The sequence below is a fragment of the Variovorax sp. GW823-FHT02B07 genome (assembly GCF_058797695.1).
Map to the genome: position 1 here is coordinate 123,539 of NZ_JBXAJX010000010.1, position 22,770 is coordinate 146,308.

Sequence of the window (22,770 nt, forward strand, 5' to 3'; positions counted from 1 at the left end):
AGTGAACGCGCGTCAGAACACCGACAGGCCGGTGCGCGCCACGAACAGCTCCAGCGCCTTCATGCCCAGCAGCGAGTTGCCGGTCGCATCGAGCGCCGGCGACCACACGCACAGCGTGAGCTGGTCGGGCACCACCGCGACGATGCCGCCGCCCACGCCGCTCTTGCAGGGCAGGCCGATCGAAAAGGCCACGTCGCCGGCCGCGTCGTAGGTGCCGCAGGTGAGCATGAGCGAATTGATGCGGCGCGTCTGCCGCTCGCCCGTGACCTCGGGCTCGCCGGGGATCGGGTGCGCGCCGTCGCGGCACAGGAAGGCGGCGGCGCGCGCGAGCTGGCGGCAGCTCATGCGCAGCGCGCACTGGTGGAAATAGGTGTCGAGCACCTCGGCCACGTCGTTGTCGATCTTGCCGAAGCTCTTCATGAAGTTGGCCAGCGCGACGTTGCGAAAGCCCGTGTCGGCCTCCGACTGCGCCACCTCGCCGTCGAAGTCGATGCGCTCGCCGCACAGGCTGCTCATGAGCGCGAGGATGTCGGCCTTGGCGCTGCCGCCCTTGGCCTTGGCCTGGCTCACGAGCCGGTCGGCCACCGCGATGGCGCCGGCATTGATGAAGGGGTTGCGCGGCTTGCCCTGCTCGTTCTCCAGCTGCACCAGCGAGTTGAAGGGGTTGCCCGAGGGCTCGCGCCCGATGCGCTCCCACAGCGCGTCGCCCATGCGCTGCATGGCGAGCGTGAGCGTGAAGAGCTTGGACACGCTTTGAATGGAGAAGGGCGTCTCGAAGTCGCCCGCGCCGGCTTCCTCGCCGTCGCAGGTGCGCAGCGCGATGCCGAACTGCCGCGCATCGACGCGCGCCAGCGCCGGGATGTAGCTGGCCACGGTGCCGCCCTGGCCGAGCTGCAGGCGCAGGGTGGCGACGATCTCGTCGAGGACGGGCTGGAACCGGTGGAGTGTCTTGCTCATGCCGGGCGTTGTACCGCAGGCCGCCGGTTCACCAGCACGATGCCCAGCGCCACGCCGATCAGCGCCACCACCAGCTGCAGCGTGAGCGGCTCCTTCAGCAGCGCCACGCCGAAGATCAGCGCGAACAGCGGCGTGAGAAAGGTGAAGGACGACATCTGCGTGGCCGGGTAGTGCCGCAGCAGCCACATCCAGGTGAGGTAGCTGGCGAAGGCGCCGACCACCGTCTGCAGGCCGATGGAGGTCCAGGCCCAGGCGGAGTACGAGAAGCCCCAGGTCTCGCCCAGCGCGAGCGACAGCAGGGGGCACACGGCGGCGGTCACGGCCACTTGGTAGAACAGCGTTTTTTCGGCGCTGGCCGTGGCCAGGCGCGTGGTGCGCAGCGTGAGCGTGGTCAGGCCCCAGAGCATGCCGGCCGCCAGCGCCATGCCGTCGCCGATGAGCTGCGACGAACTCATGTGGCCGAAGCCTTCGCTGAAGGCCAGCACCACGCCCGCGAAGGCGATGAACAGGCCCAGCCACTGGAAGCCGCGCAGCCGCTCGGCCGGCACCCAGCGCGGCAGCAGCAGCGACACCCAGAAGGGCGCGGTGTAGAGGAACACCGTGAGCCGCGAGGCGCTGGTGTGCTGCAGGCCCAGGTAGATGCCAGCGAACTCGCCCGCGAACAGCAGGCCGGCCAGCAGCCCGGGCCACAGCGTGCCGTCGCGCTCGAACAGCGGCACGCGTCGCACCGCGCACCACAGCCACAGCAGCGCCACCGCGCCGACCATGCGCACCGTGGCCTGCCACAGCGGCGGCACTTCGGTCACGGTGGTCTTGATGAGGATCTGCTGCAGGCCCCAGAACGCGCAGCAGACGATGAGCAGGCCGATGGCCAGGGAGTCGAGGTGGGTCTTGCGCTGGATCATTCGCGGTCAATCGGTGGCGGCACAGGCGGCGGAAGGGCCGCGGAATTCATCCGATGATCGTATCGCGTCGGCGCCAAAGCCGTGCGGCGCCGCTCAGTTTCCGGCCGGCGGGTAGGGCGGCTTGCCGCGCGTGCCCGCCATCAGGTCGGGCACCACGGTCTCGACGTCGGGCACGGTGCGCGCCGCGCGTTCGAGCTTCCGCGCCAGGGCCGCGTCGGGCACGCAGCCCTGCAGGTAGACCCAGCGGCGCTGCACCGTGACCCACACGCTGCTGCGGCGCACGCCCGGCACCGCGAGCAGCGCGGCGCGCACCTTGGGCGCGAGCGGCTTGTCGTAGCGGTAGGCGTTGCTGTCGGTGCACTTGCCGGCGAGCCAGCAGCTGGTGCCGCGCTCCAGCCGCGAGTGGGTCTGCGCGCGGCGTTCCTCGGCGGTGTAGTAGGGGCCTTGCGGCATGGGGCAGGCCGGCAGGCCCGCGGCGACCTGGAAGAAGGGGTCGTCGAACCAGTTCTGCCGCAGCGGCGATGGCTCAGTGGTGCCCTGCGCCGTGGCGATCCGCGCGGCGAGCAGCAGGACGGCCAGCAGCGCGGGGTGCTTCACAACGGGTGCTCGGTGTAGAAGCGCCCGCCGTGGAACAGCAGCGGCGAGGCGTCGGGGTCGTGCGTGCAGCGCTCCACCTCGCCCACGAAGATCACGTGGTCGCCTTCGTCGTAGCGGCTGCGGTTGAAGCACTCGAAGCTCGCCGCCGCGCCCTGCAGCACCGGCGCGCCGCCCAGGCCCTCGGTGTAGGCCACGTCGGCCCAGCGGTCGATGTTCTTGGTGGCGAAGCGCTCCGCCAGCGTCTTCTGATTGGCGGCCAGGATGTTGACCGCGTAGTGCGAGCCGGCGCGCAGCGCGGACATCGACGCGGCCGCGCGCGCCAGGCTCCACAGCACCAGCGGCGGCGCGAGCGACACCGAGTTGAACGAGTTGGCCGTGAGGCCGACCAGGCTGCCGTCGGCCGCGCGTGCGGTGACGATGGTCACGCCGGTGGCGAACATGCCGAGTGCCTTGCGGAATTCGCCGGGCGAGAAGGTGGGGGGCTGGGCCCGGCGGGAGGTGGTCACGGGAGAACGGACGGCAAGGCGGTGAGCGGCAAAGGAGGGGTCATTTTGGCTCAGGCTCTGGCGGGCTGCTGAACCGGCCCGAGCAACTCGGTCACAAGCCGGGTATAGACCGTGGCGGCGGCCGAGGGCGTGCGGCCCGCCAGCGTCACCAGGCTGTAGTGGGTGCGCATGCGCGACAGACCCGCCACCGGCAGCGGCGCGAGCGCGGCGGTCTCGGGCGCGAGGCCGGGCGCGTGGGGCGCGAGGATCACCGCGTGGGCCGTGAGCGCGAGGTGCCGCAGCGTGTCGGCGTCGTCGCAGGTCACGTTGAACACGCCGCGGTCGGTGCGGCGGATCTGCCGGTCGAAATGCGCGGCCACCTCGGCCGGCAGGTTGGGGCCGGCCACCGGGTAGTCCATGAGCTGCTCGAGCGTGACCGGTGCCGGCTGTTTGAGCAGCGGATGCCGGGGCCGCACGAAGAAGGACACCGGCACGTTGGGCAGCCGCGCCAGCTTCAGGCCGGGCTGCTTCTTCAGGTCGCGGGTGTCGGCGATGAACAGGTCGATCTGGCGCCGGTGCAGGCGCTCGCTCAGGGTGGGGGTGTCGGCCACCTCCATGCGCATCAGCAACTGCGGGTGGCGCTGCGTCATGAGCGAGAGCGCCGCGCGCCCCAGCAGCCCGGCCGCGAACGGGCCCAGGCCGACGTTGAGGCTGCCGAGCGTGAGGCCTTCGAGCTGCTGCACCTCGCGCTGGATCTGCCGCGCGTCGGCGACCAGCTCGCGGGCCCGCGCCAGCACCAGCTCGCCGGCCTGCGTGAAGCGCACGGTGCCATAGGCGCGGTCGACCAGGCGCGCCTTCAGCGCCTGCTCCAGCGCGTCGATGCTGCGCGAGAGCGCGGGTTGCGACAGGTGCACGGCCTGTGCGGCACGCCCGAAGCTGCCTTGCTCGGCGAGGGCGATCAGGTGCTGGAGATGGCGCAGCTGCATTTTGCGTTTCAGTTCAAAAGCAAGCACACATTTTGCATTTGCCAAGGGGTTGGGCGCTTCCGAAAATCGGCCGCTGCCTTCCCGTGCTTTCGTCGTCCGACAGACCCAACCCCGAGACATCGATGACCCGCATTGCTCCTGCCGCTTCTTTCGCGCCCCGCCGTTTCTCCCTGGCCCTCGTCGCCTGGGCCTGCGCCTTCACCGCCACCGCGCAGCCGGTGGCGGTCGCGCCCAAGGCGGCCGAGCCCGTCACGCTGAAGGCCAACGCCGACATGGCGAAGGCGCTGCCTTTTGCGAACAGGCAGGACTTCGAGGACGCGATGCGCGGCTTCATCGGCACCGTGCCCGACGCGCTGGTGAGTGGCAGCGGCCCGCGCCCGGTCTGGAACATGAAGCCCTACGACTTCCTGAAGGCGAACGAGGCGGCCGACACGGTCAACCCGAGCCTGTGGCGGCAGGCGCAGCTCAATGCGATTCACGGCCTGTTCAAGGTGACCGACCGCGTCTACCAGGTGCGCGGCTTCGACCTGGCGAACGTCACCATCGTCGAAGGCGACACCTCGCTGATCGTGATCGACCCGCTGCTGGCCGCCGAGACCGCGCGCGCCGCGCTGGAGCTGTACTACCAGCACCGCCCGAAGAAGCCGGTCGGCACGGTGATCTACACGCACGGCCACGCCGACCACTTCGGCGGCGTGAAGGGCGTGGTCAGCGAGGCCGACGTGGCCGCGGGCAAGGTGCAGGTGATCGCGCCTTCGGGCTTCATGGAATCGGCGGTGGCCGAGAACATCCTGGCGGGCAACGCGATGAACCGGCGCTCGCAGTACCAGTTCGGCACGCTGCTGCCGCCGGGCGCGCGCGGCCAGGTCGACACGGGCCTGGGCAAGGCGCTGGCGCGCGGCAGCGTGACGCTGATCGCGCCCACCTCGACCATCGAGAAGACCACCGAAGAACGCACCATCGACGGCGTGCAGATCGTGTTCCAGCTGGTGCCGGGCTCGGAGGCGCCGTCCGAGATGCTCATGTACCTGCCGCAGTTCCGCGTGCTCAACATGGCCGAGGACGTGACGCACAACATGCACAACCTGTACACGATCCGCGGCGCCGAGGTGCGCGACGGCAACCTGTGGGCCAAGTACATCGACGAGGCCCGCGTGGCCTTCGGCGACAGGACCGACGTGCTCATCGCGCAGCACCACTGGCCCACCACGGGGCGCGAACGCATCGTCGACCTGCTGAAGAAGCAGCGCGACATGTACAAGTTCATCAACGACCAGTCGCTGCGCCTGCTGAACCACGGCTACACGGCGTCCGAGATCGCCGAGACGCTGCGCATGCCCGCGAGCCTGGAGCAGGAGTGGTCCACGCGCGGCTACTACGGCACGCTGCGCCACAACGCGAAGGCGGTCTACCAGAAGTACCTGGGCTGGTACGACGCGAACCCGGCCAACCTGAACCCGCTGCCGCCGGTGGCGCAGGCGAAGAAGACGGTCGAGTACATGGGCGGCGCCGACGCGGTGGTGGCGCGCGCGCGTGAAGATTTCAAGAAGGGCGAATACCGCTGGGTGGCCAGCGCGATGAGCCAGGTGGTGTACGCCGACCCGGCCAACCGCGCGGCACGCGAACTCGGCGCCGATGCGCTCGAACAGCTGGGCTACCAGTCGGAGGCGGGCACCTGGCGCAGCGCCTACCTGGTGGGCGCGATGGAGCTGCGCAACGGCGTGCCGAAGATCCCGGGCGGCAGCAGCGCGAACGGCGACACGCTCAAGGCCGTGAGCAACGAGCTCTTCTTCGACTTCCTCGGCGTGCGGCTCGATGCGGCCAAGGCCGAGGGCAAGACGATGGTGGTCAACTGGAACTTCACCGATTCGAACCAGAAGTTCGTGCTGACCCTGGAGAACTCGGCGCTCACGCATGTGAAGAACCAGCAGGCTGCCGGCGCGGATGCCACGGTCACATTGAGCCGGGCGACGCTCGACGCGATCACGCTGAAGCAGACGACCTTTCCGGAAGCGGTGCAGTCGGGGCTCGTGAAGATCGACGGCAACCGGGCGAAGCTGGGCGAGCTGTTCGGGATGCTCGACAACTTCGACCTGATGTTCCCGGTGGTCGAACCCCGCAAGTAAGCGGGCTCAGCCGAAGAACCAGTAGCAGACCGCAATCGCAGCCACCACCCCCGCCAGCTCCGCCAGCAAGGCACAGACCACGGTGTGCCGGGCGCGCTGGATGCCCACGGCGCCGAAGTACACCGCCAGCACGTAGAAGGTGGTTTCGGTGCTGCCCTGGATGGTGGCGGCCACCAGCGCGGGGAAGCTGTCGACGCCCTGGGTCTTCATGGTCTCGATGAGCATGGCGCGGGCCGCGCTGCCCGAGAAGGGCTTGACGAGTGCCGTCGGCATGGCGTCGACGAAGCGCGCGTCCCAGCCGCCCGCCTGCACCAGCCAGCGCAGGCCGTCGAGCGCGAAGTCGAGCGCGCCCGAGGCGCGCAGCACGCCCACCGCGCACAGCATCGCGACGAGGTAGGGCAGCAGGTGCTTCGCGATGTCGAAGCCTTCCTTCGCGCCTTCGACAAAGGCCTCGTAGACCTTGACGCGCCGGATCGCGCCGGCCGCCAGGAACACGATGATCACGCCGAACAGCGTGAGGTTGCCCAGCAGCGACGACAGCGAGGCGATGGCCGCCGCCGACAGCGTGCCCAAAAGCGCCATGAAGCCGCCCAGCAGCAGCGCGCCGGGCACCAGGTAGGCCAGCACCACCGGGTCCCACAGCCGCAGGCGCTGCACCACCGCCACCGACAGCAGGCCCACCAGCGTCGAGGCGCTCGTGGCCAGCAGGATCGGCAGGAACACCAGCGTCGGGTCGCTCGCGCCCTGCTGCGCCCGGTACATGAAGATGGTGACGGGAAGCAAGGTCAGTGACGAGGCGTTGAGCACCAGGAACAGGATCTGCGCATTGGTGGCGGTCACGGGGTCGGGGTTCAGGCGCTGCAGCTCGCGCATGGCCTTCAGGCCGATGGGGGTGGCGGCGTTGTCCAGCCCCAGCGCGTTGGCCGCGAAGTTCATCGTGATGAGCCCGAGTGCGGGGTGCCCGGCCGGCACGCCCGGCATCAGCCGCCGGAACAGCGGCCCGAGCAGGCGCGCGAGCCAGCCGACGAGGCCGGCGGTTTCCGCGATGCGCAGGAAGCCCAGCCACAGCGTGAGCGTGCCGAACAGCAGCACCATCACCTCGACGGCCAGCCGCGCCATCGCGAACAGGCTTTCGACCAGCGCCGCGAACACGGTCGGGTCGCCGCCGACGAGCCACCGTCCCAGCGCTGCGAGCGCCGCCATCCCGAAGAACCCCAGCCACAACCCATTGAGCACGCGTTTTTTCCTTCTTTTCGTTGGCTGCCGTGTGTGCCGTTGATCATAGGGCGGCATGCCGCCCCGGCCGGGCTCTGCGGCGCTACAGTGCGACCCATGGCCGCCGCCCTGTTTCGCCTTCGTCGCTTTGTCGCCCTGGTGTCGAGCGGGCTGGCCCTCGCCTGGCTCGCGGGCTGCGCCAGCCTGCCGCCGCCGCAGCCGCACCCGGTGCTCACGAACGCGATCACCGACGTGGCCGACACCGACCTGGGCCGGCTGGCCGCCCAGGACGCGCCGCAGGGCGGGGCGGCGGGGCTGTCGGGCTTCCGGCTGCTGCCCGAGGCGGCGTTCGCGTTCGATGCGCGCATCTCGCTGGCGCGGCATGCGCAGAAGTCGCTCGACGTGCAGTACTACCTGATCAGCAACGACGACGTCGGCCTGCTGTTCCTCAAGGAACTGCGCGAGGCCGCCGCGCGCGGCGTGCGCGTGCGGCTGCTGGTGGACGACCTGTACACGGCGGGCGAGGACGAGGTGTTCAGCAGCCTCTCGGCCTTCCCGAACATCGAGGTGCGGCTGTTCAACCCGCTGCCTTCGCGCGCCGGCTCGCTGGCCGCGCGGCTGCTGTTCTCGCTGGGCGACTTCGGGCGCATCAACCACCGCATGCACAACAAGCTGCTGGTGGCCGACAACAGCTTCGCCGTCTCGGGCGGGCGCAACATCGCCAACGAGTACTTCATGCGCAGCACGGCGGCGAACTTCATCGACATGGACGTGCTGTCCAGCGGGCCGATCGTGCGCCGCATGTCCGAAGGCTTCGACCGCTACTGGAACAGCGAGCACGCCTGGCCCATCGAGCGCATCGCGCCGCGGCGCCTGCCGATGGAAGAAGCCCAGCGGCGCTTCGACACCCTGGCGCGCGCGGCCGTGCCCGACGTGCCCATGCGCCAGCGCGACATCCTGAACAAGTCGCCGCTCGGCGAGCAGCTCACCACCGGCCGCATCGACCGCTACTGGGCCCCGGCCACGCTGTTCGTGGACGACCCCGACAAGATCACGCGCAAGGCCGAGGCGGCCTACGGCGGCAGCGTGACCGAGGGCGCGCTCGGCGTGATCCAGGCGGCGAAGCACGAAGTGAAGATCGGCTCGCCGTACTTCATTCCGGGCGCGCGCGGCATGGCGATGATGAAGGCGACCATCGAGCGCGGCGGGCGCATCACGGTGGTCACCAATTCGCTGGGCGCCACCGACGAACCGCTGGCCTATGCGGGCTACGAGCGCTACCGCGCCGACATGCTGAAGATCGGCGTCACCATCTACGAGATCGCGCCCACGCTCACCGGGCGCTCGGGGCGCTTCGGCGACTTCGGCAAGTCGATCAGCCGGTTGCACGCCAAGCTGGCCATCGTGGACGACGAGCGCTTCTTCGTCGGCTCGATGAACCTCGACCACCGCTCGGCCGCCGTCAACACCGAGATGGGGCTGGTGATCGACAGCCCGCGGCTGGTGCAGGACTACGACAAGCTCATGAACGGCGAGCGCGTCAACCTGGGCTACCGGCTGCGGCTCGCGCCGGGCGGTCGGCGCGTGCAGTGGCTCGAATACGACGACGCCGGCGGCGACATCGTGCACGAGGACGAACCGGGGGAATTCCTCTGGCTGCGCTTCAAGAACTGGTTGCTTTTACCCATCGTGGGCGAGGAGCTGCTCTAGGGTTTGTCATGACCGATCCAGTGAGGTGCGTTACATTTCTGTTTGAAATGTGAACTTTTGTCACCGACTATTGGAGGCTTTGATCATGACCGTCCCCGTGCCGCGCGAGTCGACCGCGCCGCTTTCCACCAGCCGCCGCCGTGCCCTTTCCGGGCTGGCCGCCACGACGGCCGCCGCGGCCGGCGTCGGGCTGGGATTTCCGGCGTTCGCGCAGAACCGTGCGATCCGCATCGGGACGACCTTCGACAACAGCAGCGTCGAAAAAGCCAACGGCCAGGGGCTGTACCAGGGCTCCAGCGCGTTCTTCAACGCGCTGAACAAGGCCGGCGGCATCCACGGCAGCAAGGTCGAGCTCGTGATGGCCGACGACACCTTCAAGCCCGAGGTGGCCAAGGCCAACGCACTGGCCTTCGAAAAGGACAGCTCGGTGCTCGCGTTGGTGCACCCGCTGGGCACGCGCCAGACCGCCGAGGTGATGGACGCGGTGCCCGGCATGGCCGTGGTGGGCCCGATCACCGGCACCATCGCGCTGCGCAAGAAGACCTCGCCCAACACCTTCTGGGTGCGCGCCAACTACGACCAGGAGGTCGACAAGCTGGTGAGCACGGCCGCCGTGCTGGGCCAGACCCGCATCGGCCTCGTGCATTCGAACGACCCGCTGGGCCAGTCGGTGCTGGCGGCGTTCAAGAACGCGCTGGCCAAGGCCAAGCTGGAGCCGGCGGTGATCGCCACCACGCCCAACACCACGAGCATGGAAGTGGGTCCGGCCGCCGAGGCCATCGCCAAGGCCAAGCCGCAGGTGGTGGTGGTCGGCCTGGCGGGCACGGCGCCGGTGTTCCTGAAGGCGCTGCGCGGCGCGGGCAACAGCAGCTCGGCCTACGGCCTGTCGATCACGGCCAGCGCGCTGTCGGCCATGGGCGACCTGGCACGCGGCCTGGGCTTCGTGATCGTGGTGCCGTCGCCGTACTCGACCAAGTTCGAGATCGTGCGCCGCTACCAGGCCGACATGGTGGCCAACGGCACCAAGGATTTTTCGCTCACCAGCCTGGAGGGCTACATGAACGCCGCCGTGCTGGCCGAGGGCCTGCGCCGCGCCGGCCCCGCGCCGACGCGCGCCGCCGTGCTCGGCGGCATGGCGAGCATCGAGAACTTCGACCTGGGCGGCGTGAAGATCAACTACGGCCGCTCCAACCGCGAAGGCGGCCAGTTCGTGGACGTGGCCGTGATCGGCAGCCGCGGGCAGATGCTGAGCTGATGCGGTCGAGGCGTACCGCGCGCTGCGGCGCACGGTAGCGCCTGCCGGTACGCCGGCACACGCACGGCCCTGTCGCGGGCCGGCGTGCTTACAGTGCGGCCATGACCCTCGAACTCATCCTGGGCCTCGGCCTGCTGGCCCTGGTGCTGCTGGACCTGGCCCTGTTCTTCCTCGTGCGCTGGGCCGTACTGCGCGAGCACCTCGGCCCGCTGGTGGCCAGCCTCGTCTACGGCCTGTGCCTGGCCGTGCTGCCGTACTTCGTGTGGTGGGGCCTGGGCACCCACGTGCTGTTCGGCAAGGACACGACCTTCCTGGCGCCCGTGGTGGACGTCGGCCTGGCCTTCATCCTCTACACCTGCGTGTGGCTGTCGTGGGGCGTGAGCCTCATCGCCGGCGGGCTGGCGTCGTGGCGTTTCTTTGTCGGTGCCCGGCGGATCGGCCTGCTGGCCTGACGGCTCAGCCGGCCGGCGCTTCGGCGATGCCCACGCCCAGCAAACCTTCGAGCAAGTCCTTGTCGGACGCCAGCGCCGCGCTCGGGCCGGCGTGCACGACGGTGCCGCGCTCCAGCACGATCGCCTGGTGCGTCATGTCCAGGGCCAGCACCGGGTGCTGCTCCACCACGATCGAGGCCAGGCCTTCCGATTCGCACAGGCGCCGGATCGCCGCGGCCAGCTCTTCCACGATGATCGGCGCGAGGCCTTCCATCGGCTCATCGAGCAGCAGCAGCTTCGGGCTGGTCATGAGCGCGCGGCCGATGGCCAGCATCTGCTGCTCGCCGCCCGAGAGCTGGTTGCCGTAGTTGCCGCGCCGCTCGCGCAGGCGCGGAAAGAATTCATAAACCCGTCGCAAGGTCCAGCTGCCGGGGCGGGCGATCACCGTGAGGTTTTCTTCCACCGTGAGCGAGGGGAACACCTCGCGCTCCTGCGGCACCCAGCCCAGCCCCGCGCGCACGCGCTGGTGCGCGGGCCAGCGCGTGATGTCGGCACCCTGCCAGCGGATCGCGCCTTGCATCACGCGGGTGTTGCCCATCAGCGTTTCGAGCAGCGTGGTCTTGCCCACGCCGTTGCGCCCGAGGATGGCCAGGCTTTCGCCGGGCCGCAGCGAGAAGTCGAGGCGGTCGAGGACCACGGCGTTGCCGTAGCCGGCGGTGACGCGGTCGAAGGCGAGGGCGGCGGTTTCAGCCATGGTGGTGCGAGCTTCCCAGGTAGACCTCGCGCACGCGCGGGTCGGCGCCGATCTCGGCGGGCGTGCCTTCGGTGAGGATGCGTCCGCCCACCAGCACCGAGATGCGGCGCGCAAAGCGGAACACGAGCTTCATGTCGTGCTCGATGAAGAGCACGCTGATGTCGGCCGGCAGCGCCGCGATGGCTTCGAAGAGTTCGCCGCTCTCGTCCTCCGGCACGCCGGCGGCGGGCTCGTCGAGCAGCAGGATGCGGGGCTTGGCGGCGAGTGCCAGCGCGATCTCGAGCAGCCGCTGCTTGCCGTAGGCCAGCTCGGCCACGGGCACGTCGGCCAGGGCGTCGAGCTTCAGCGTGGCCAGCAGCGCATGCGCTTCGTCGAACACGGCGGTGCAGCCCTTGAGCGGCCGCCACCAGGTGGCGCCCAGGCCTTCGCGCTCGCTGATGGCCAGCACCACCGACAAGAGCGGCGTGAGGCTGGGAAACAGCGTGTTGATCTGGAAGGTGCGCGCCAGCCCCATGCGGGCGCGCTTGTCGCCGGGCAGGCGCGTGATGTCGCGCTCGCCCAGGCGGATCGATCCGCTGGTGGGCTTGAACACGCCCGTGAGCAGGTTGATGAGTGTGGTCTTGCCGGCGCCGTTGGGGCCGATCAGCGCCTGCCGCGCACCGGGCTCGAGCGACAGGTTGACGTCGCTCACGGCCTGGAAGGCGCCGAAGCGGATGCCCAGGTTCTGCGTGCGCAGGGCGTGCGTGGTGTTCGTACTCATCGCGCCTTCCCCGTGCGCACCACGCGCGAGAGCGCGCCCATGATCCCGCCGCGCCCGAGCATGACGGCCGCGATCAGGAAGATGCCGAGCCAGAACATCCAGTACTGCGGGTTCATGTCGGCGAACCAGTCGTGCACCAGCATGTAGACGATGGCGCCGATGAGCCCGCCGTACAGCCGCCCGGTGCCGCCGAGCACGAGGATGATGAGCACTTCGGCCGAGCGGTTGAAGCTGATCGATTCGATGCCCACGAACTGCGTGGTCTGCGCCAGCAGCGCGCCCGCCACGCCGGCCACGGCGGCCGACATCGCGTAGGCCATGCGCAGGCGCGCTTCCACCGGCGAGCCGATGGCCGTCATGCGCTTGCGGCTGTCGTGGATGCCGCGCAGCGCCAGTCCGAAGGGCGAGCGCAGCACCAGCCGCACCAGCAGGAACATCGCGAGCACCACGCCGAAGGCATAGCCGAACGCGGTCTTGCCGTAGAGGTCGAAGTCGAACAGGCCCAGCACCGGCGCGATCACCACGCCCTGCAGGCCGTCGGTGCCGCCCGTGATGCCCGAGAGCCGGTTGGCCAGCTCGAACAGCAGCACGCACACGCCGATGGTGATCATCAGCCGCGTGAGGTCGGCGCCGCGCACCACCAGGTAGCTCAGCACGTAGCCCAGCAGGCCGCACACGGCGAGCGCGAACACCAGGCCGCTGAAGGGCTCGCTCCAGCCGTACTTGGCGAGCAGGCCGGCCGCGTAGGCGCCCGCGCCGAAGAAGGCGGCGTGGCCCACGGTGAGGATGCCCGCGTAGCCCAGCGCCATGTCCAGCGACACGGCGAAGAGCCCGAAGATCATGATCTGGCTCATCAGCGTGAGCTTGTCGGGCAAGAGGAAGAAGCTCGACGCGAGCGCGAGCCAGAAGGCGATTTCGGCCACGCGCAGTTGCGCGGGGGACAGGCTCAGCGGCTTCATGCGAGCCCCTTCTTGGCGACGATGCCGTTCGGGCGCACCAGCAGCATGACGATCATGAACACGTAGATGAGAAAGGCGCCCGTTTCAGGCAGGTAGTACTTGCCCGCCACGTCGACGATGCCGACCAGCAGCGCCGCGATGAACGGCCCGGTGACGGTGCCCGCACCGCCCACGCACACCACCATCAAAAAGTAGACGAGGTACTTGAGCGGGAACGACGGCTCCAGCCCCAGCATGCCCAGGCTCAGCGCGCCGCCCAGGCCCGCCAGGCCGCAGCCCAGCGAGAAGGTCAGGAAGAACAGGCGCTGCACGTGGATGCCCGTGCCGCCGGCCACGCGCTGGTTGTCGACCGCGGCGCGCACCATCGCGCCGTAGCGCGTCTTGCCCAGGCCCAGCAGCAGCGCGACCAGCACGGCCACGCCGCAGCCGATCAGGAACAGGCGGTAGCGGCCCACTTCGAGGCCCAGCAGCGACACCTGGCCCTCGAGCGCCTTCGGCAGCGTGAAGGGCTGCATCGTCGGGCCGAAGAAGTAGGTGAACGCGGCGATCGAGACGAACACCACGCCGATCGACAGCAGCACCTGGTCCAGCGGGTGCGCGCGGTACAGCCGCCGGTAGAACACGAACTCCAGCACCGCGCCCACCACCGCCGCCGCCACGAAGGCCGCCGCCAGCGAGAGCCCGAAGCCCAGGCCCCACTGGTTCATGAGCACGCTGGCCGCGTAGCCGCCCACCATCGCGAAACTGCCGTGCGCGAGGTTGACGAAATTCATGAGTCCCATCGTGATGGACAGGCCCACGCCGATGAGAAACAGGAGCATGCCGTAGGCCACTCCATCGAAGATCACGATGCCCATGAATTTCCTGCTTGCTGCGTGCTGGCTGGCGTTGGCTTACTTGGGAGCGGCTTCCTTGGCCGGGTCCTTGACGCGCTCGAACTTGTCGAACTCCACGTTCACCAGCTGGCCGTTGGCGCGCTCGGTCTTGCGGATGTAGACGGTCTGCACGATGTCGCGCGTGGCCGCGTCGATCTCGATCGGGCCGCGCGGGCTCTCGAAGCTCAGGCCCTTGAGCGCGTCCATGAACTTGTCGCCGGCGGTGTCGCCCTTGGTCTTGGCCAGCGCCAGGTCGATGGCGGCCATGGTGTCGTAGGCGGTCACGGCGAAGTAGCTGGGGCGCAGCTTGGTGCCGTTGTCGGCGGCGAAATCCTTCACGAACTTCTGGTTCTTCGGCGAGTTGTGCGCGAACGAGTAGTGGTGGCTGGTCACGAGGCCCAGCGCCACGTCGCCGGTGGCGTCCAGGTAGCTGTCGTCGGTGGCTTCGCCGGTGGCGAAGAGCTTGATGCCGGCCTGCTCCATGCCGCGCTCCTTCCACACCTTGAGGAAGGCCGGCGGCATCACGCCCGAGGGGAAGAAGAAGAACACGGCCTGGGGCTTGGCGTCCTTGATGCGCTGCACGTAGGCCGAGAAGTCGGGGTTGTTCATCGGCGTGCGCACCTCGCCCGAGACCTTGCCGCCGCCGGCGGTGAAGGCCTTCTTGAACGCGGTCTCGGCATCGACACCCGAGGCGTAGTCGGCGACCACGGTGTAGGCGTCCTTCACGCCCTGCTTGAGCATGTAGCGCGCCATCGGGTCGGTGACCTGTTGCACGGTGAACGACAGGCGCGCCACGTAGGGCGAGCTGGTGGTGATGGCCGAGGATGCCGCGTTCATCACCAGCGTGGGGATCTTGGCCTGCGTGGCGATGGCGCCCACGGCGTAGGCGTTGGGGCTGAAGTCCAGGCCGGTGAGCACGTTCACCTTGTCGCGCACGATGAGCTCCTGCGCGATGCGCTTGGCGGCGTCGGGCGCCGGGCCGGCGGTGTCTTTCTTGATGATCTCGACGGTACGACCGCCCACCTTGCCGCCGTGCTCCTTCAGGTACAGCGCGATGCCGGCATCGAACTGGCGGCCGTAGTCGGCGTAGGGGCCGGAGTAGGTCGCGATGAGGCCGATGCGCAGCGGCTCGGTGGTCTGTGCCTGGGCCGCACCCGCCATGCCGAGGCCGGCGAGCAGCAGGGTCGAGAGGAGGGTTCGCTTGGTCATCGTCGTCGTCATGAAAAAACGCCTTTCAGAGGGAGTGGAATGCGCCGCACGGGCGCCGCTGGCTTGTAACCGGATGTTTGGCAGCGGGCGATGATGCCCGACGCGCTGGTCAGACCTGTGTATCGGGCACACGCACCGTGAGGCCATCGAGGGCGGCGCTCACGCTGAGCTGGCAACTCAGGCGCGAACCGGGCCGGCGCTCGGACGCGACGGCATCGAGCAGCGCGCTTTCCATGTCGTCGGGCGGCGGCAGCAGTTCGAGGAACGCGTCGTCGACGTAGACGTGGCAGGTCGCGCACGAGCAGCAGCCGCCGCACTCGGCGTCGATGCCGCGCACGTTGCCGCGGATGGCGGTCTCCATCACGCTGGCGCCGACCTTGGCGTCGACCTCGCGCGTGGTGCCGTCCTTGAGGATGTAGTGGATCGTGGGCATTGAAGGGTTCAGAACATGTCGAAGTACTCGCGGTGTTCCCACTCGCTGACTTCGAGGTTGAAGCGGGCGATTTCCGCTTCCTTGATGTGGCACAGGTAGTCGACGAAGGTCTTGCCCATCTGCGTGTTGAGCATCTCGTCGCGGCGCAGGCAGGCGAGGGCGTCGCCGAGCGATCGCGGCAGTTGCTCGGCCGGTGTTTCGTACGGCGCATCGGCCGAGGGGCCGGGGTCGGTCTGGTGGCGGATGCCGTCCAGCCCCGAGAACAGCTGCGACGCGAGGTACAGGTACGGGTTGGCCGTCGGCTCGCCCACGCGGTTCTCGATGCGCGAGGCGTTCTGGCCCGGGCCGCCGAGCACGCGCAGCATCGCGCCGCGGTTGTCGCGGGCCCAGATCGCGCGGTCGGGCGCGAGCGAGAAGGGGCGGTAGCGGCGGTAGCCGTTGATCGTCGGGCTGGCCAGTGCCGCGGCGCCGCAGGCGTGCGCCTTCAGGCCGCCGAGGTAGTGCATGCCGATCTCGCTGAGGTCGCGTCCGCCGGGTTCGGGCATGAAGGCGTTGACGCCGTCGCTCTTGCGGCGCAGCGATTGGTGCAGGTGCCAGCCGCTGGACATCACGTTCGGGATCTTCGGGCGGCACATGAAGGTGGCGTGCAGGCCGGCGCGCTGGCAGATCTGCTTGATGGCGCTGCGCAGCAGCACCATGGTGTCGGCGGGCGTCACGCCGGCCGTGGGGCCGAAGGTGAGCTCGAACTGGCTTGGGCCGAACTCGATCTCCAGCGAGCGCAGCGGCAGGCCGAGCGCCACGAGCTGCGAGCGCAGCAGCTCCATGAGGCCGTCGACGCGGTCGTAGCGCAGCTCGGTCAGGTACTGGTGGCCATGCGACAGCAGCGACACGCGCGGCGGCTCGCCAGGCTGGCCCGAGTCGGCCAGGCCCATGCGCGCGTCTTCGAGCTTGAAGACGTGGAACTCGACCTCGAGGCCGGCGATGAAGTCCAGCCCGAGTTCGTCGAGCTGCGCCACCGCGCGCTGCAGGATCTGCCGCGTGGCGAAGGGGCAGGGCCGGCCGTCGGCCATGTAGGCGTCGCACAGGATCCAGCCGGTGCGCGGTGCCCAGGGCAGCACCTTGAAGGTGGCGGGGTCGGCCACGATGGTGAAGTCGGCGCCGCCCTGCAGGCCCTCGATGGCGAAGCCGCCGCCTTGGGTGAACACGGGGAACACGGTCTTGTGCGAGGTGTCCTTGGCCAGCAGGGTGGAGGTGAGGTTCACGCCCTCCCACAGGGCCGAGCGCGCCTCGCCCGCGACCAGGGTCTTGCCGCGCAGCAGGCCGTGCTGGTCGGGCCAGGCGAAGCGGACGGTGTCCACCTCGCCGCTGTCGATGCGGCGCACGAGTTCGCGCGCCTGCGCATGCTGGTCGGCCGACCAGAGACCGAAGCGGTCGACGAAGGTGTGGCTGTTCATGGCGCGTGCTCAGGCCGTGGCGGCCAGGCGTGCGGACGCCCAGTCGGACTTCAGGCGGCGCGCGCGGTCGGCGTCCTGCCAGTAGGCCTCGGTGGCGGCTTCATCGACCACCTTGCCGATGCCGTCGATCGACGGCGGGCCGGTCATGGCGCTGGCCTGCGCGGCGTCGATGAGCATCGGCGCGGTTTCGCCGGCGAGCGTGGCCTCGATGGCCTTCACCAGCACGCGGCGGTAGGCAATGATGCCCTTGTCGGTGCTGCCCAGGTGCTCGCGCGTGCGGTCCTGGATGGCGCCCTGCGACTCCACCGCCCACTGGTCGTGCACGTTGATGTCGTCGCCCATGCCGGTGTAGGTCTCGGTCAGCTGCTCTTCGATGCTGTAGCCGTAGTTGTTGCGCTTGTTCTTGCGCGAGGTGTAGTCGGGCAGCTCGTACAGCTTCAGGCGCTGGTCGCGCATCTGCTGTTTGTCGACCGGGCCGGTGAAGCTGGTGAACACGGCGTACCAGTAGCAGTGCGTGTCGTCGACGGGCACGTGCCACTGCGAAATGGTCATCTCGGCGCTCATCGGGATCACGAAGGCCTGCGGGAACACCACGTTGGTCACGCGCACGTGGGTGGTGTCTTCCGACAGCTTGCGCAGCGCCTTCAGGCGGAAGCCGTAGTCGGTGGGTTCCACGCTGATGTCGGGGCGGTCGTACTCGCGCAGCACCTTGGTGATGGGCATGTCGGAGTCGGCCGAGGCGCCGCGGAACTGCTTGCCGTAGCTTTCCGATGTGTCCTCGTCCTCGAAGAAGCGGTGCAGGTACGAGGCGTGCGCGGGGTCGATGCCCACCTCGAGCGCCTGCAGCCAGTTGCATTCGAAGAGGCCCTTGAACGCGAAGGTGTGGCTGTCGGGCGCGACGAAGCAATCGAAGTCGGGGAAGGCCGGGGGCTCGCCCTCGCCGATGTAAGCGAAGACGATGCCGGCCTTCTCGATCACCGGATAGGCCGACTGCTTGATGCGGCTGCACAGCTTGCTGGTGGCGGGCTCGGCCGGGGTCTCCAGGCAGTTGCCCTTGGCGTCGAACAGCCAGCCGTGGAAGGCGCAGCGGATGCCGCCGTTTTCCAGCCGGCCGAAGGCCAGGTCGGCGCCGCGGTGCGGGCAGTCGCGGTCGAGCATGCCGAGCTGGCCGCTCTCGTCGCGGAACAGCACGAAGTCCTGGCCCATGAGCTTCACGGGCTTGACCGGGCGCGGGCCCGCCAGTTCGTCGGCCAGGGCCACCGGCTGCCAGTAGCGGCGCAGCAGCTTGCCGGCGGGCGCGCCGGGTCCGACGCGGGTGATGAAATCGTTTTGCTCGGCGCTGATCATCGTGCGGGCTCCATCGAGAGGTCTTTGTCAGAAGGCCTGCAGGCATTGCATGCAGTTGTATGCATTGTCTTGGTGATTTTTGACAAAGGTCAAACTTTCATCGGCCGATTCGCCCTGTTTTGGGGCTCGAAGCGGCCATATATAGGGTTAACTCTGAGGTGATTGTGTGTTTTTGACACACTTCTGTTTGCAGTGCATGCAACAAACGCGCCCGTTTGGCTATGCTGCGTGCAGTGGCGGGCGGGTCTCCTAGAATCCGCCCATTCATCCCTCTCCTTGTTGCCCTGGCGCCTCCCGATGGACTCCCAACAATCCCGCGTGCTCGTGCAACTGCGCGACCTGATCCTCAAGGGCGAATTCGTGCCCGGAGAGCGGCTGGCCGAGATCCCGCTGGCCGAGAAGCTCGGGGCCTCGCGCACGCCGGTGCGCCTGGCGCTGGCCAGCCTCGAGCACGAAGGCCTCATCGAGCAGTCGCCCAGTGGCGGTTATCAGATGCGCCGCTTCACCTCGCAGGAGGTGGCCGACGCCATCCGCGTGCGCGGCGTGATCGAAGGCTTTGCCGCCCGCCTGCTGGCGGAAGACGGCGTGTCGCGCCAGCTGCTGCGCGACCTGAAGGACTGCCTGGAAGACGGTGACCGCGCCGTCAACAAGCCCAGCATGGAGATCGACGACTACGCGGCGTACGTCGAGATGAACGACCGCTTCCACCGGCTGATCCTCGAAGGCTGCGGCAACCTTGCGCTCAAGCGCGTGATGGACATGCTCGGCGGCCAGCCCTTTGCCGCGCCCAGCGCGATGCTGCCCATGCAGTCGTCGATGGAGGAGGGCCAGCAGTGGATGCGCCAGGCGCACCGCACGCACCACGCGATGGTGCAGGCCATCGAGCGCGGCCAGGGCTCGCGCGCCCAGGCGCTTGGCGAGGAGCACGTCGAGATCGCGCGCATGAACCTCGACTACGCGCTGGAGCGGCCCGAACTCGCGGCCGAACTCATGCCGGGCATCCGGCTCGTGGCCAAGGGGCGCACCGCCTGAGCGGCGAAACGGCCGGTCAGCGGATCTCGATCAGCAGCTGGGGCTGGTAGCCCTCTTGCTCGCCGTTGCTGCGGTAGCCCAGCGGATTGGCGACCACGCGGCAGCCGTCCTTCACATAGTCGAACGGGCAATGCAGGTGGCCGTGCAGCCACAGCTGCGCGTGCGGCAGCAACTCGTCGAGCGAATTGCAGAAACCCGCGGTCCCGGGCGTGAGCCCATAGCGGGGATCGGCGCTCGCCAAGCTGGGCGCGAAATGGGTGATGGCCACCGTCGTGCCGTCATACGGCTGGGCCAGCGCATCACGCAACCAGGCCTGGCAGGTGAGCGCTTGCTCTCTCATTTCGGCAGCCATGAAGGGCTTGCCGTCGCGTGTGCCGGCCATTTTCTCGAGGTAGAAATCGGCCGCGCGCATCGCCTTGCCGCGCTTCTTGAGCGCCTCGGCGAGGCCGTCGCGGGGCTCGACCAGCGCGTCGAAATCGGCCCACAGCGTGGTGCCGATGAAGCGGATGCCTTCGATGACCAGCGTCTCGCGCTCCAGCCAGAGGATGCCCAGCTCGTCGCACAGCGCCCGCAGGCGCGCATGCGTCGCGTCGAAATCGAGGTTGTCGTACTCGTGGTTGCCCGGCACGTAGACCACCGGCGTCGGCCAGCCCTTGCGCGGCGAGAAGCGGCCCAGGCCGAAATCGGTGTCCGTCAGGCGGGAGCCTTCCTGGTAGGAGCCGATGTCGCCCCCGAGCACGAGCAGGTCGGCGCCCGGGATGGGGTCGGCATGAAAGTTGGGGTGGGATTCCAGGTGGAGGTCGGAGAGCAGTTGCAGCTTCATCGTCGGGTCAGTCTAGGTGAATCGCACTATGCGTGAGATGCATAACCTGGGGCTTGCTTTACTAGGGATTACCCTTAATCTACATCCATCGTTAATCAACCCCGTCGCAGCCACAAGCCGCGCACCGTCATGTTCAGTCTTCTTGCCCAAGTGGCCCGTTTCTTCCGTTCGTCGCCGAGCCAGACCCCCGCCAGCCACGCTGCCGCGCTGATGGAAAGCGCCGACAGCCGTGCCGGTCGCGGTGCGCACCACGCGCAGGAGCTGCGTGCGGCGGCTTCCGCCTGGCTCAGCGTCGTCAGGTAATTCGCCGACGCGCGCCGCCCCGCCCCGTGCGGCGCACCCGGGATCCAGGGGCAGGTCACGCCTGCCCGTGGACCGAGTCCGCAAACGCCGCGGCCGCCGAGCGCAACAGCGCCGTGCGCAGCCACTCGTGCGAATGCCCATGCTGGGCGCGCCGGTGCCAGATGGCATCCACGTGCACCGGCGGCTGGTCGAAGGGCAGGTCCCGCACCACCAGCTGATTCTCGATGCCTGTCACGCTCACGAAGTGACGCGGCAGCACCGCCAGCAGGTCCGAATTCGCGACCACGCGCCCGGCGGTGAAGAACTGGTTCACCGTCACCGCGATCCGCCGCTCGCGCCCCATGGCGCCCAGCGTCTGGTCGATGAAGCCGTACGGCCGCCCCGAAAAGCTCACCAGCAGGTGCCGCGCCGTGCAGTAGCTGTCGAGCGTCAGCGGTGCGCTGGCCAGCGGATGGCCGCGTCGCATCACGCAGACATATTGGCCCAGGTAGAGCCGCTGGGTCTCGAACGGCACCCCCACCCCTGATTGCCCGCGCGCCGCCAGGCTCGCGATCACGGCAGGAAAGTAGCCGATCGCCATGTCGACTTCTTCGTGCTCCAGCATGCGGCGAGGGTCGCGCGTGGTCAGCGGCAGCACGCGCAGCGAGATGGCCGGGGCTTCTTCTTCCGCAATCTTCACCAGCCCCGGCATGAGTTCGGCGGCCGTGGCGTCGGCCATGGCCAGCAGGAAGGTCGTGTCGGCGGTGCCGGCATCGAACTCGCCGGGCGCCAGCGTGTGCTGCAGCTGGCGCAAGGCGTCGCGCACCGTCGGCCAAAGGGCTTGCGCGCGCGGCGTGGGTTCCACGCCCGCACCGGAACGCCGCACCAGCTCGTCGCCCAGCAGCTCGCGCAGGCGGCGCAGCGAGTTGCTCACGGCCGGCTGGGTGATCGCAAGGTTGCGGGCGGCGCGCGTGAGGTTGCGCTCTGCCATCACTTCGTCGAAGACGCGCAGCAGGTTGAGATCGAATGTGCGGAAATTGACGTCCATCAGCGATATGAATGATAAACATCAGAAAGATAAAGTGGCGGAACACTGGGGTAATCCCTAATATCAGGGCATCGGCCTTGTTCGCCACCACTGATTACCACTTATCCCCAGGAGGGATGCATCATGACCAGCTTTGTCCACGTTGACCAACCCACCGAACATCCCGGCGTCCGTCGCGCCGAAGTTCTCTTCGGCCAGATCCAGGCCGCCCGTGCCGGCGCCCATGGCGCCCGTCCGCTGATCGCCCTGTTCGTGCTGGCCCTCGCGGCCGCCGTGCTCGTGGTCGCCGACAAGATCGTCTCCAGCTGGGACGAAGGCGCGCTGCTTGCCGCATGGACCGTGTTCTGCGTCGCCGCCATCGCCTTGTTCGCACTCTTCGTCGGCTCGGTCCGCAAGAGCAGCCTGGCCACCCTGTGGCGCGAAGCTGCAGAGCGCCGTGCACAAGCGCGTGCAGACGCCCGCTTCCTGGCGACCGCTCAAAGCGACCCGCGCATCATGCAAGAGCTGCAAGCCGCCGTGTGGCGCCAGCAGTCGGACGACGTCGTGTCGGTTCAGGCTGTCGCCAAGGTCGACGCCCTGGCCCGCATGAACCGCCGTTCGCAAGAGGTGCGCATGCCCACGCTGTACGAAGCGATGCGCCGCATGAACAGCTCGCGTTACTACTAAGCAAGGCTGGGCCGGGCACCGAAGTGCTCGGTTGTAGCTGAGTTGGTTCAAATGCCCGTCGAACGTATGTTCGACGGGCATTTTTCATTGGGGGCTGAGCCGATGCAGGTTGGCGAATGTCTCTGCTGTCATGGAGGCGCTGCAGGAGTTGCTCGATGGCACCCTCGTTAGCGGAGCGTACGCCGCTCTATATAAGGGGCGGATGGAGTCGCTACTGGGGAGCGCAGTGAGATCAAGCGGTGCCTGAAGACGCGGCAAGCTGTGGAGCGGTCTCACTGCAAGATTCTTTTCATCTCGTGTTGGCTTCGGCACCCAAAATGACATACACTGGCAGGCTTCGCTGCTGAATACCTCTGGTGTTTGAAGCGACTGGTGCTCTCAGGGGCGCTGGTTGTGGGTGGTGAAGAAAGTCTTCGAAAGTTGACGCGGTTTGAAAAAACAGTGCATAATCGAAGGCTTCG

General features: G+C 68.5%; 23 protein-coding genes. 7 read left to right on the forward strand and 16 right to left on the reverse strand.

Features of this window, described 5'->3' with window-relative positions; translation table 11 throughout:
- Window positions 1–12: 12 nt before the first annotated feature.
- The 5 genes from AC1RGU_RS29650 to AC1RGU_RS29670 all read right to left on the reverse strand — a co-directional run bounded on the left by AC1RGU_RS29650 (window position 13) and on the right by AC1RGU_RS29670 (window position 3,930).
- Window positions 13–957 (reverse strand): glutaminase, encoded by a 945-nt coding sequence (locus tag AC1RGU_RS29650; protein ID WP_492699845.1) that lies wholly within the window; start codon window positions 955–957, stop codon window positions 13–15.
- Complete coding sequence (locus AC1RGU_RS29655) at window positions 954–1,862, reverse strand: DMT family transporter (protein WP_062470449.1); 909 nt, start codon at window positions 1,860–1,862, stop codon at window positions 954–956. Before AC1RGU_RS29655 ends, AC1RGU_RS29650 begins: the two co-directional genes overlap by 4 nt.
- Window positions 1,863–1,955: 93 nt before the next feature.
- Entirely contained in the window at window positions 1,956–2,459 is a 504-nt protein-coding gene (locus tag AC1RGU_RS29660; protein WP_492699847.1) for a BON domain-containing protein, read from the reverse strand.
- The gene (locus AC1RGU_RS29665; protein WP_062470454.1) at window positions 2,456–2,965 is read right to left on the reverse strand and encodes a flavin reductase family protein; all 510 of its coding nucleotides are present in this window, start codon (window positions 2,963–2,965) and stop codon (window positions 2,456–2,458) included. Before AC1RGU_RS29665 ends, AC1RGU_RS29660 begins: the two co-directional genes overlap by 4 nt.
- 50 nt (window positions 2,966–3,015) lie before the next feature.
- Window positions 3,016–3,930, reverse strand: coding sequence for a LysR family transcriptional regulator (locus AC1RGU_RS29670; protein WP_492699850.1), 915 nt, complete (start codon window positions 3,928–3,930; stop codon window positions 3,016–3,018).
- Window positions 3,931–4,052: 122 nt separating this feature from the next.
- Here AC1RGU_RS29670 and AC1RGU_RS29675 point away from each other — a divergent pair, with 122 nt between their 5' ends.
- A complete protein-coding gene (locus AC1RGU_RS29675; protein ID WP_492699852.1) occupies window positions 4,053–6,056 on the forward strand; it encodes an alkyl/aryl-sulfatase in 2,004 nt (667 codons plus the stop codon).
- A gap of 6 nt (window positions 6,057–6,062) precedes the next feature.
- Here AC1RGU_RS29675 and AC1RGU_RS29680 read toward each other — a convergent pair whose 3' ends face one another.
- Entirely contained in the window at window positions 6,063–7,292 is a 1,230-nt protein-coding gene (locus AC1RGU_RS29680) for a nucleoside recognition domain-containing protein (RefSeq protein ID WP_492699854.1), read from the reverse strand.
- 96 nt (window positions 7,293–7,388) lie between these two features.
- On the opposite strand from AC1RGU_RS29680, the gene AC1RGU_RS29685 reads away from it, so the two are divergent.
- The 3 genes from AC1RGU_RS29685 (at window position 7,389) to AC1RGU_RS29695 (ending at window position 10,688) form a co-directional block, all read left to right on the forward strand.
- Entirely contained in the window at window positions 7,389–8,981 is a 1,593-nt protein-coding gene (locus AC1RGU_RS29685; protein WP_492699856.1) for a phospholipase D family protein, read from the forward strand.
- An 85-nt stretch (window positions 8,982–9,066) separates the two neighbouring features.
- A complete protein-coding gene (locus AC1RGU_RS29690) occupies window positions 9,067–10,236 on the forward strand; it encodes an ABC transporter substrate-binding protein (RefSeq protein WP_070061347.1) in 1,170 nt (389 codons plus the stop codon).
- 101 nt (window positions 10,237–10,337) lie between these two features.
- Window positions 10,338–10,688, forward strand: coding sequence for a hypothetical protein (locus tag AC1RGU_RS29695; protein ID WP_159278961.1), 351 nt, complete (start codon window positions 10,338–10,340; stop codon window positions 10,686–10,688).
- A gap of 4 nt (window positions 10,689–10,692) precedes the next feature.
- Here AC1RGU_RS29695 and AC1RGU_RS29700 read toward each other — a convergent pair whose 3' ends face one another.
- The 8 genes from AC1RGU_RS29700 to AC1RGU_RS29735 form a co-directional block, all read right to left on the reverse strand.
- Window positions 10,693–11,421, reverse strand: a complete 729-nt coding sequence (locus AC1RGU_RS29700) for an ABC transporter ATP-binding protein (RefSeq protein ID WP_492699858.1) — start codon at window positions 11,419–11,421, stop codon at window positions 10,693–10,695.
- Complete coding sequence (locus AC1RGU_RS29705) at window positions 11,414–12,181, reverse strand: ABC transporter ATP-binding protein (protein WP_492699860.1); 768 nt, start codon at window positions 12,179–12,181, stop codon at window positions 11,414–11,416. The genes AC1RGU_RS29700 and AC1RGU_RS29705 overlap by 8 nt, the downstream gene beginning before the upstream one ends.
- The gene (locus AC1RGU_RS29710) at window positions 12,178–13,140 is read right to left on the reverse strand and encodes a branched-chain amino acid ABC transporter permease (RefSeq protein WP_307582673.1); all 963 of its coding nucleotides are present in this window, start codon (window positions 13,138–13,140) and stop codon (window positions 12,178–12,180) included. Before AC1RGU_RS29710 ends, AC1RGU_RS29705 begins: the two co-directional genes overlap by 4 nt.
- A complete protein-coding gene (locus tag AC1RGU_RS29715) occupies window positions 13,137–13,997 on the reverse strand; it encodes a branched-chain amino acid ABC transporter permease (RefSeq protein WP_062470478.1) in 861 nt (286 codons plus the stop codon). The genes AC1RGU_RS29710 and AC1RGU_RS29715 overlap by 4 nt, the downstream gene beginning before the upstream one ends.
- A 36-nt stretch (window positions 13,998–14,033) precedes the next feature.
- Window positions 14,034–15,236: an ABC transporter substrate-binding protein gene (locus AC1RGU_RS29720; RefSeq protein ID WP_062470481.1), complete on the reverse strand. Its 1,203-nt coding sequence runs from the start codon at window positions 15,234–15,236 to the stop codon at window positions 14,034–14,036.
- 97 nt (window positions 15,237–15,333) lie between these two features.
- Complete coding sequence (locus AC1RGU_RS29725; protein WP_062470484.1) at window positions 15,334–15,657, reverse strand: 2Fe-2S iron-sulfur cluster-binding protein; 324 nt, start codon at window positions 15,655–15,657, stop codon at window positions 15,334–15,336.
- 8 nt (window positions 15,658–15,665) lie between these two features.
- Window positions 15,666–17,111, reverse strand: a complete 1,446-nt coding sequence (locus tag AC1RGU_RS29730; protein WP_492699863.1) for a glutamine synthetase family protein — start codon at window positions 17,109–17,111, stop codon at window positions 15,666–15,668.
- Between the two features lie 9 nt (window positions 17,112–17,120).
- The gene (locus AC1RGU_RS29735; protein WP_492699865.1) at window positions 17,121–18,458 is read right to left on the reverse strand and encodes an aromatic ring-hydroxylating dioxygenase subunit alpha; all 1,338 of its coding nucleotides are present in this window, start codon (window positions 18,456–18,458) and stop codon (window positions 17,121–17,123) included.
- 297 nt (window positions 18,459–18,755) lie between these two features.
- Here AC1RGU_RS29735 and AC1RGU_RS29740 point away from each other — a divergent pair, with 297 nt between their 5' ends.
- Window positions 18,756–19,490 carry a GntR family transcriptional regulator gene (locus AC1RGU_RS29740; RefSeq protein ID WP_062470492.1) on the forward strand — a complete coding sequence of 245 codons (735 nt, stop codon included), beginning with the start codon at window positions 18,756–18,758 and terminating at the stop codon, window positions 19,488–19,490.
- A 16-nt stretch (window positions 19,491–19,506) separates the two neighbouring features.
- Here the strand turns inward: AC1RGU_RS29740 and AC1RGU_RS29745 are convergent, their stop codons facing one another.
- Entirely contained in the window at window positions 19,507–20,313 is an 807-nt protein-coding gene (locus tag AC1RGU_RS29745; protein ID WP_492699867.1) for a metallophosphoesterase, read from the reverse strand.
- Between the two features lie 129 nt (window positions 20,314–20,442).
- On the opposite strand from AC1RGU_RS29745, the gene AC1RGU_RS29750 reads away from it, so the two are divergent.
- Window positions 20,443–20,616: a hypothetical protein gene (locus AC1RGU_RS29750; RefSeq protein ID WP_167394953.1), complete on the forward strand. Its 174-nt coding sequence runs from the start codon at window positions 20,443–20,445 to the stop codon at window positions 20,614–20,616.
- A 55-nt stretch (window positions 20,617–20,671) separates the two neighbouring features.
- On the opposite strand, the gene AC1RGU_RS29755 is transcribed toward AC1RGU_RS29750, so the two are convergent.
- Window positions 20,672–21,643, reverse strand: coding sequence for a LysR family transcriptional regulator (locus AC1RGU_RS29755; protein ID WP_159278951.1), 972 nt, complete (start codon window positions 21,641–21,643; stop codon window positions 20,672–20,674).
- 123 nt (window positions 21,644–21,766) lie between these two features.
- On the opposite strand from AC1RGU_RS29755, the gene AC1RGU_RS29760 reads away from it, so the two are divergent.
- Window positions 21,767–22,309, forward strand: coding sequence for a hypothetical protein (locus tag AC1RGU_RS29760; RefSeq protein ID WP_492699869.1), 543 nt, complete (start codon window positions 21,767–21,769; stop codon window positions 22,307–22,309).
- Window positions 22,310–22,770 lie beyond the last annotated feature (461 nt).

Bases quoted from the DNA above. Each gene is read 5' to 3' on its own strand.
- AC1RGU_RS29755 (WP_159278951.1), bottom strand. From the start codon at position 21,643: ATGGACGTCAATTTCCGCACATTCGATCTCAACCTGCTGCGCGTCTTC.
- AC1RGU_RS29745 (WP_492699867.1), bottom strand. From the start codon at position 20,313: ATGAAGCTGCAACTGCTCTCCGACCTCCACCTGGAATCCCACCCCAAC.
- AC1RGU_RS29655 (WP_062470449.1), bottom strand. From the start codon at position 1,862: ATGATCCAGCGCAAGACCCACCTCGACTCCCTGGCCATCGGCCTGCTC.
- AC1RGU_RS29700 (WP_492699858.1), bottom strand. From the start codon at position 11,421: ATGGCTGAAACCGCCGCCCTCGCCTTCGACCGCGTCACCGCCGGCTAC.
- AC1RGU_RS29690 (WP_070061347.1), top strand. From the start codon at position 9,067: ATGACCGTCCCCGTGCCGCGCGAGTCGACCGCGCCGCTTTCCACCAGC.
- AC1RGU_RS29685 (WP_492699856.1), top strand. From the start codon at position 7,389: ATGGCCGCCGCCCTGTTTCGCCTTCGTCGCTTTGTCGCCCTGGTGTCG.
- AC1RGU_RS29735 (WP_492699865.1), bottom strand. From the start codon at position 18,458: ATGATCAGCGCCGAGCAAAACGATTTCATCACCCGCGTCGGACCCGGC.
- AC1RGU_RS29720 (WP_062470481.1), bottom strand. From the start codon at position 15,236: ATGACGACGACGATGACCAAGCGAACCCTCCTCTCGACCCTGCTGCTC.
- AC1RGU_RS29730 (WP_492699863.1), bottom strand. From the start codon at position 17,111: ATGAACAGCCACACCTTCGTCGACCGCTTCGGTCTCTGGTCGGCCGAC.
- AC1RGU_RS29710 (WP_307582673.1), bottom strand. From the start codon at position 13,140: ATGAAGCCGCTGAGCCTGTCCCCCGCGCAACTGCGCGTGGCCGAAATC.
- AC1RGU_RS29695 (WP_159278961.1), top strand. From the start codon at position 10,338: ATGACCCTCGAACTCATCCTGGGCCTCGGCCTGCTGGCCCTGGTGCTG.
- AC1RGU_RS29760 (WP_492699869.1), top strand. From the start codon at position 21,767: ATGACCAGCTTTGTCCACGTTGACCAACCCACCGAACATCCCGGCGTC.
- AC1RGU_RS29715 (WP_062470478.1), bottom strand. From the start codon at position 13,997: ATGGGCATCGTGATCTTCGATGGAGTGGCCTACGGCATGCTCCTGTTT.
- AC1RGU_RS29740 (WP_062470492.1), top strand. From the start codon at position 18,756: ATGGACTCCCAACAATCCCGCGTGCTCGTGCAACTGCGCGACCTGATC.
- AC1RGU_RS29705 (WP_492699860.1), bottom strand. From the start codon at position 12,181: ATGAGTACGAACACCACGCACGCCCTGCGCACGCAGAACCTGGGCATC.
- AC1RGU_RS29725 (WP_062470484.1), bottom strand. From the start codon at position 15,657: ATGCCCACGATCCACTACATCCTCAAGGACGGCACCACGCGCGAGGTC.
- AC1RGU_RS29675 (WP_492699852.1), top strand. From the start codon at position 4,053: ATGACCCGCATTGCTCCTGCCGCTTCTTTCGCGCCCCGCCGTTTCTCC.
- AC1RGU_RS29650 (WP_492699845.1), bottom strand. From the start codon at position 957: ATGAGCAAGACACTCCACCGGTTCCAGCCCGTCCTCGACGAGATCGTC.
- AC1RGU_RS29750 (WP_167394953.1), top strand. From the start codon at position 20,443: ATGTTCAGTCTTCTTGCCCAAGTGGCCCGTTTCTTCCGTTCGTCGCCG.
- AC1RGU_RS29670 (WP_492699850.1), bottom strand. From the start codon at position 3,930: ATGCAGCTGCGCCATCTCCAGCACCTGATCGCCCTCGCCGAGCAAGGC.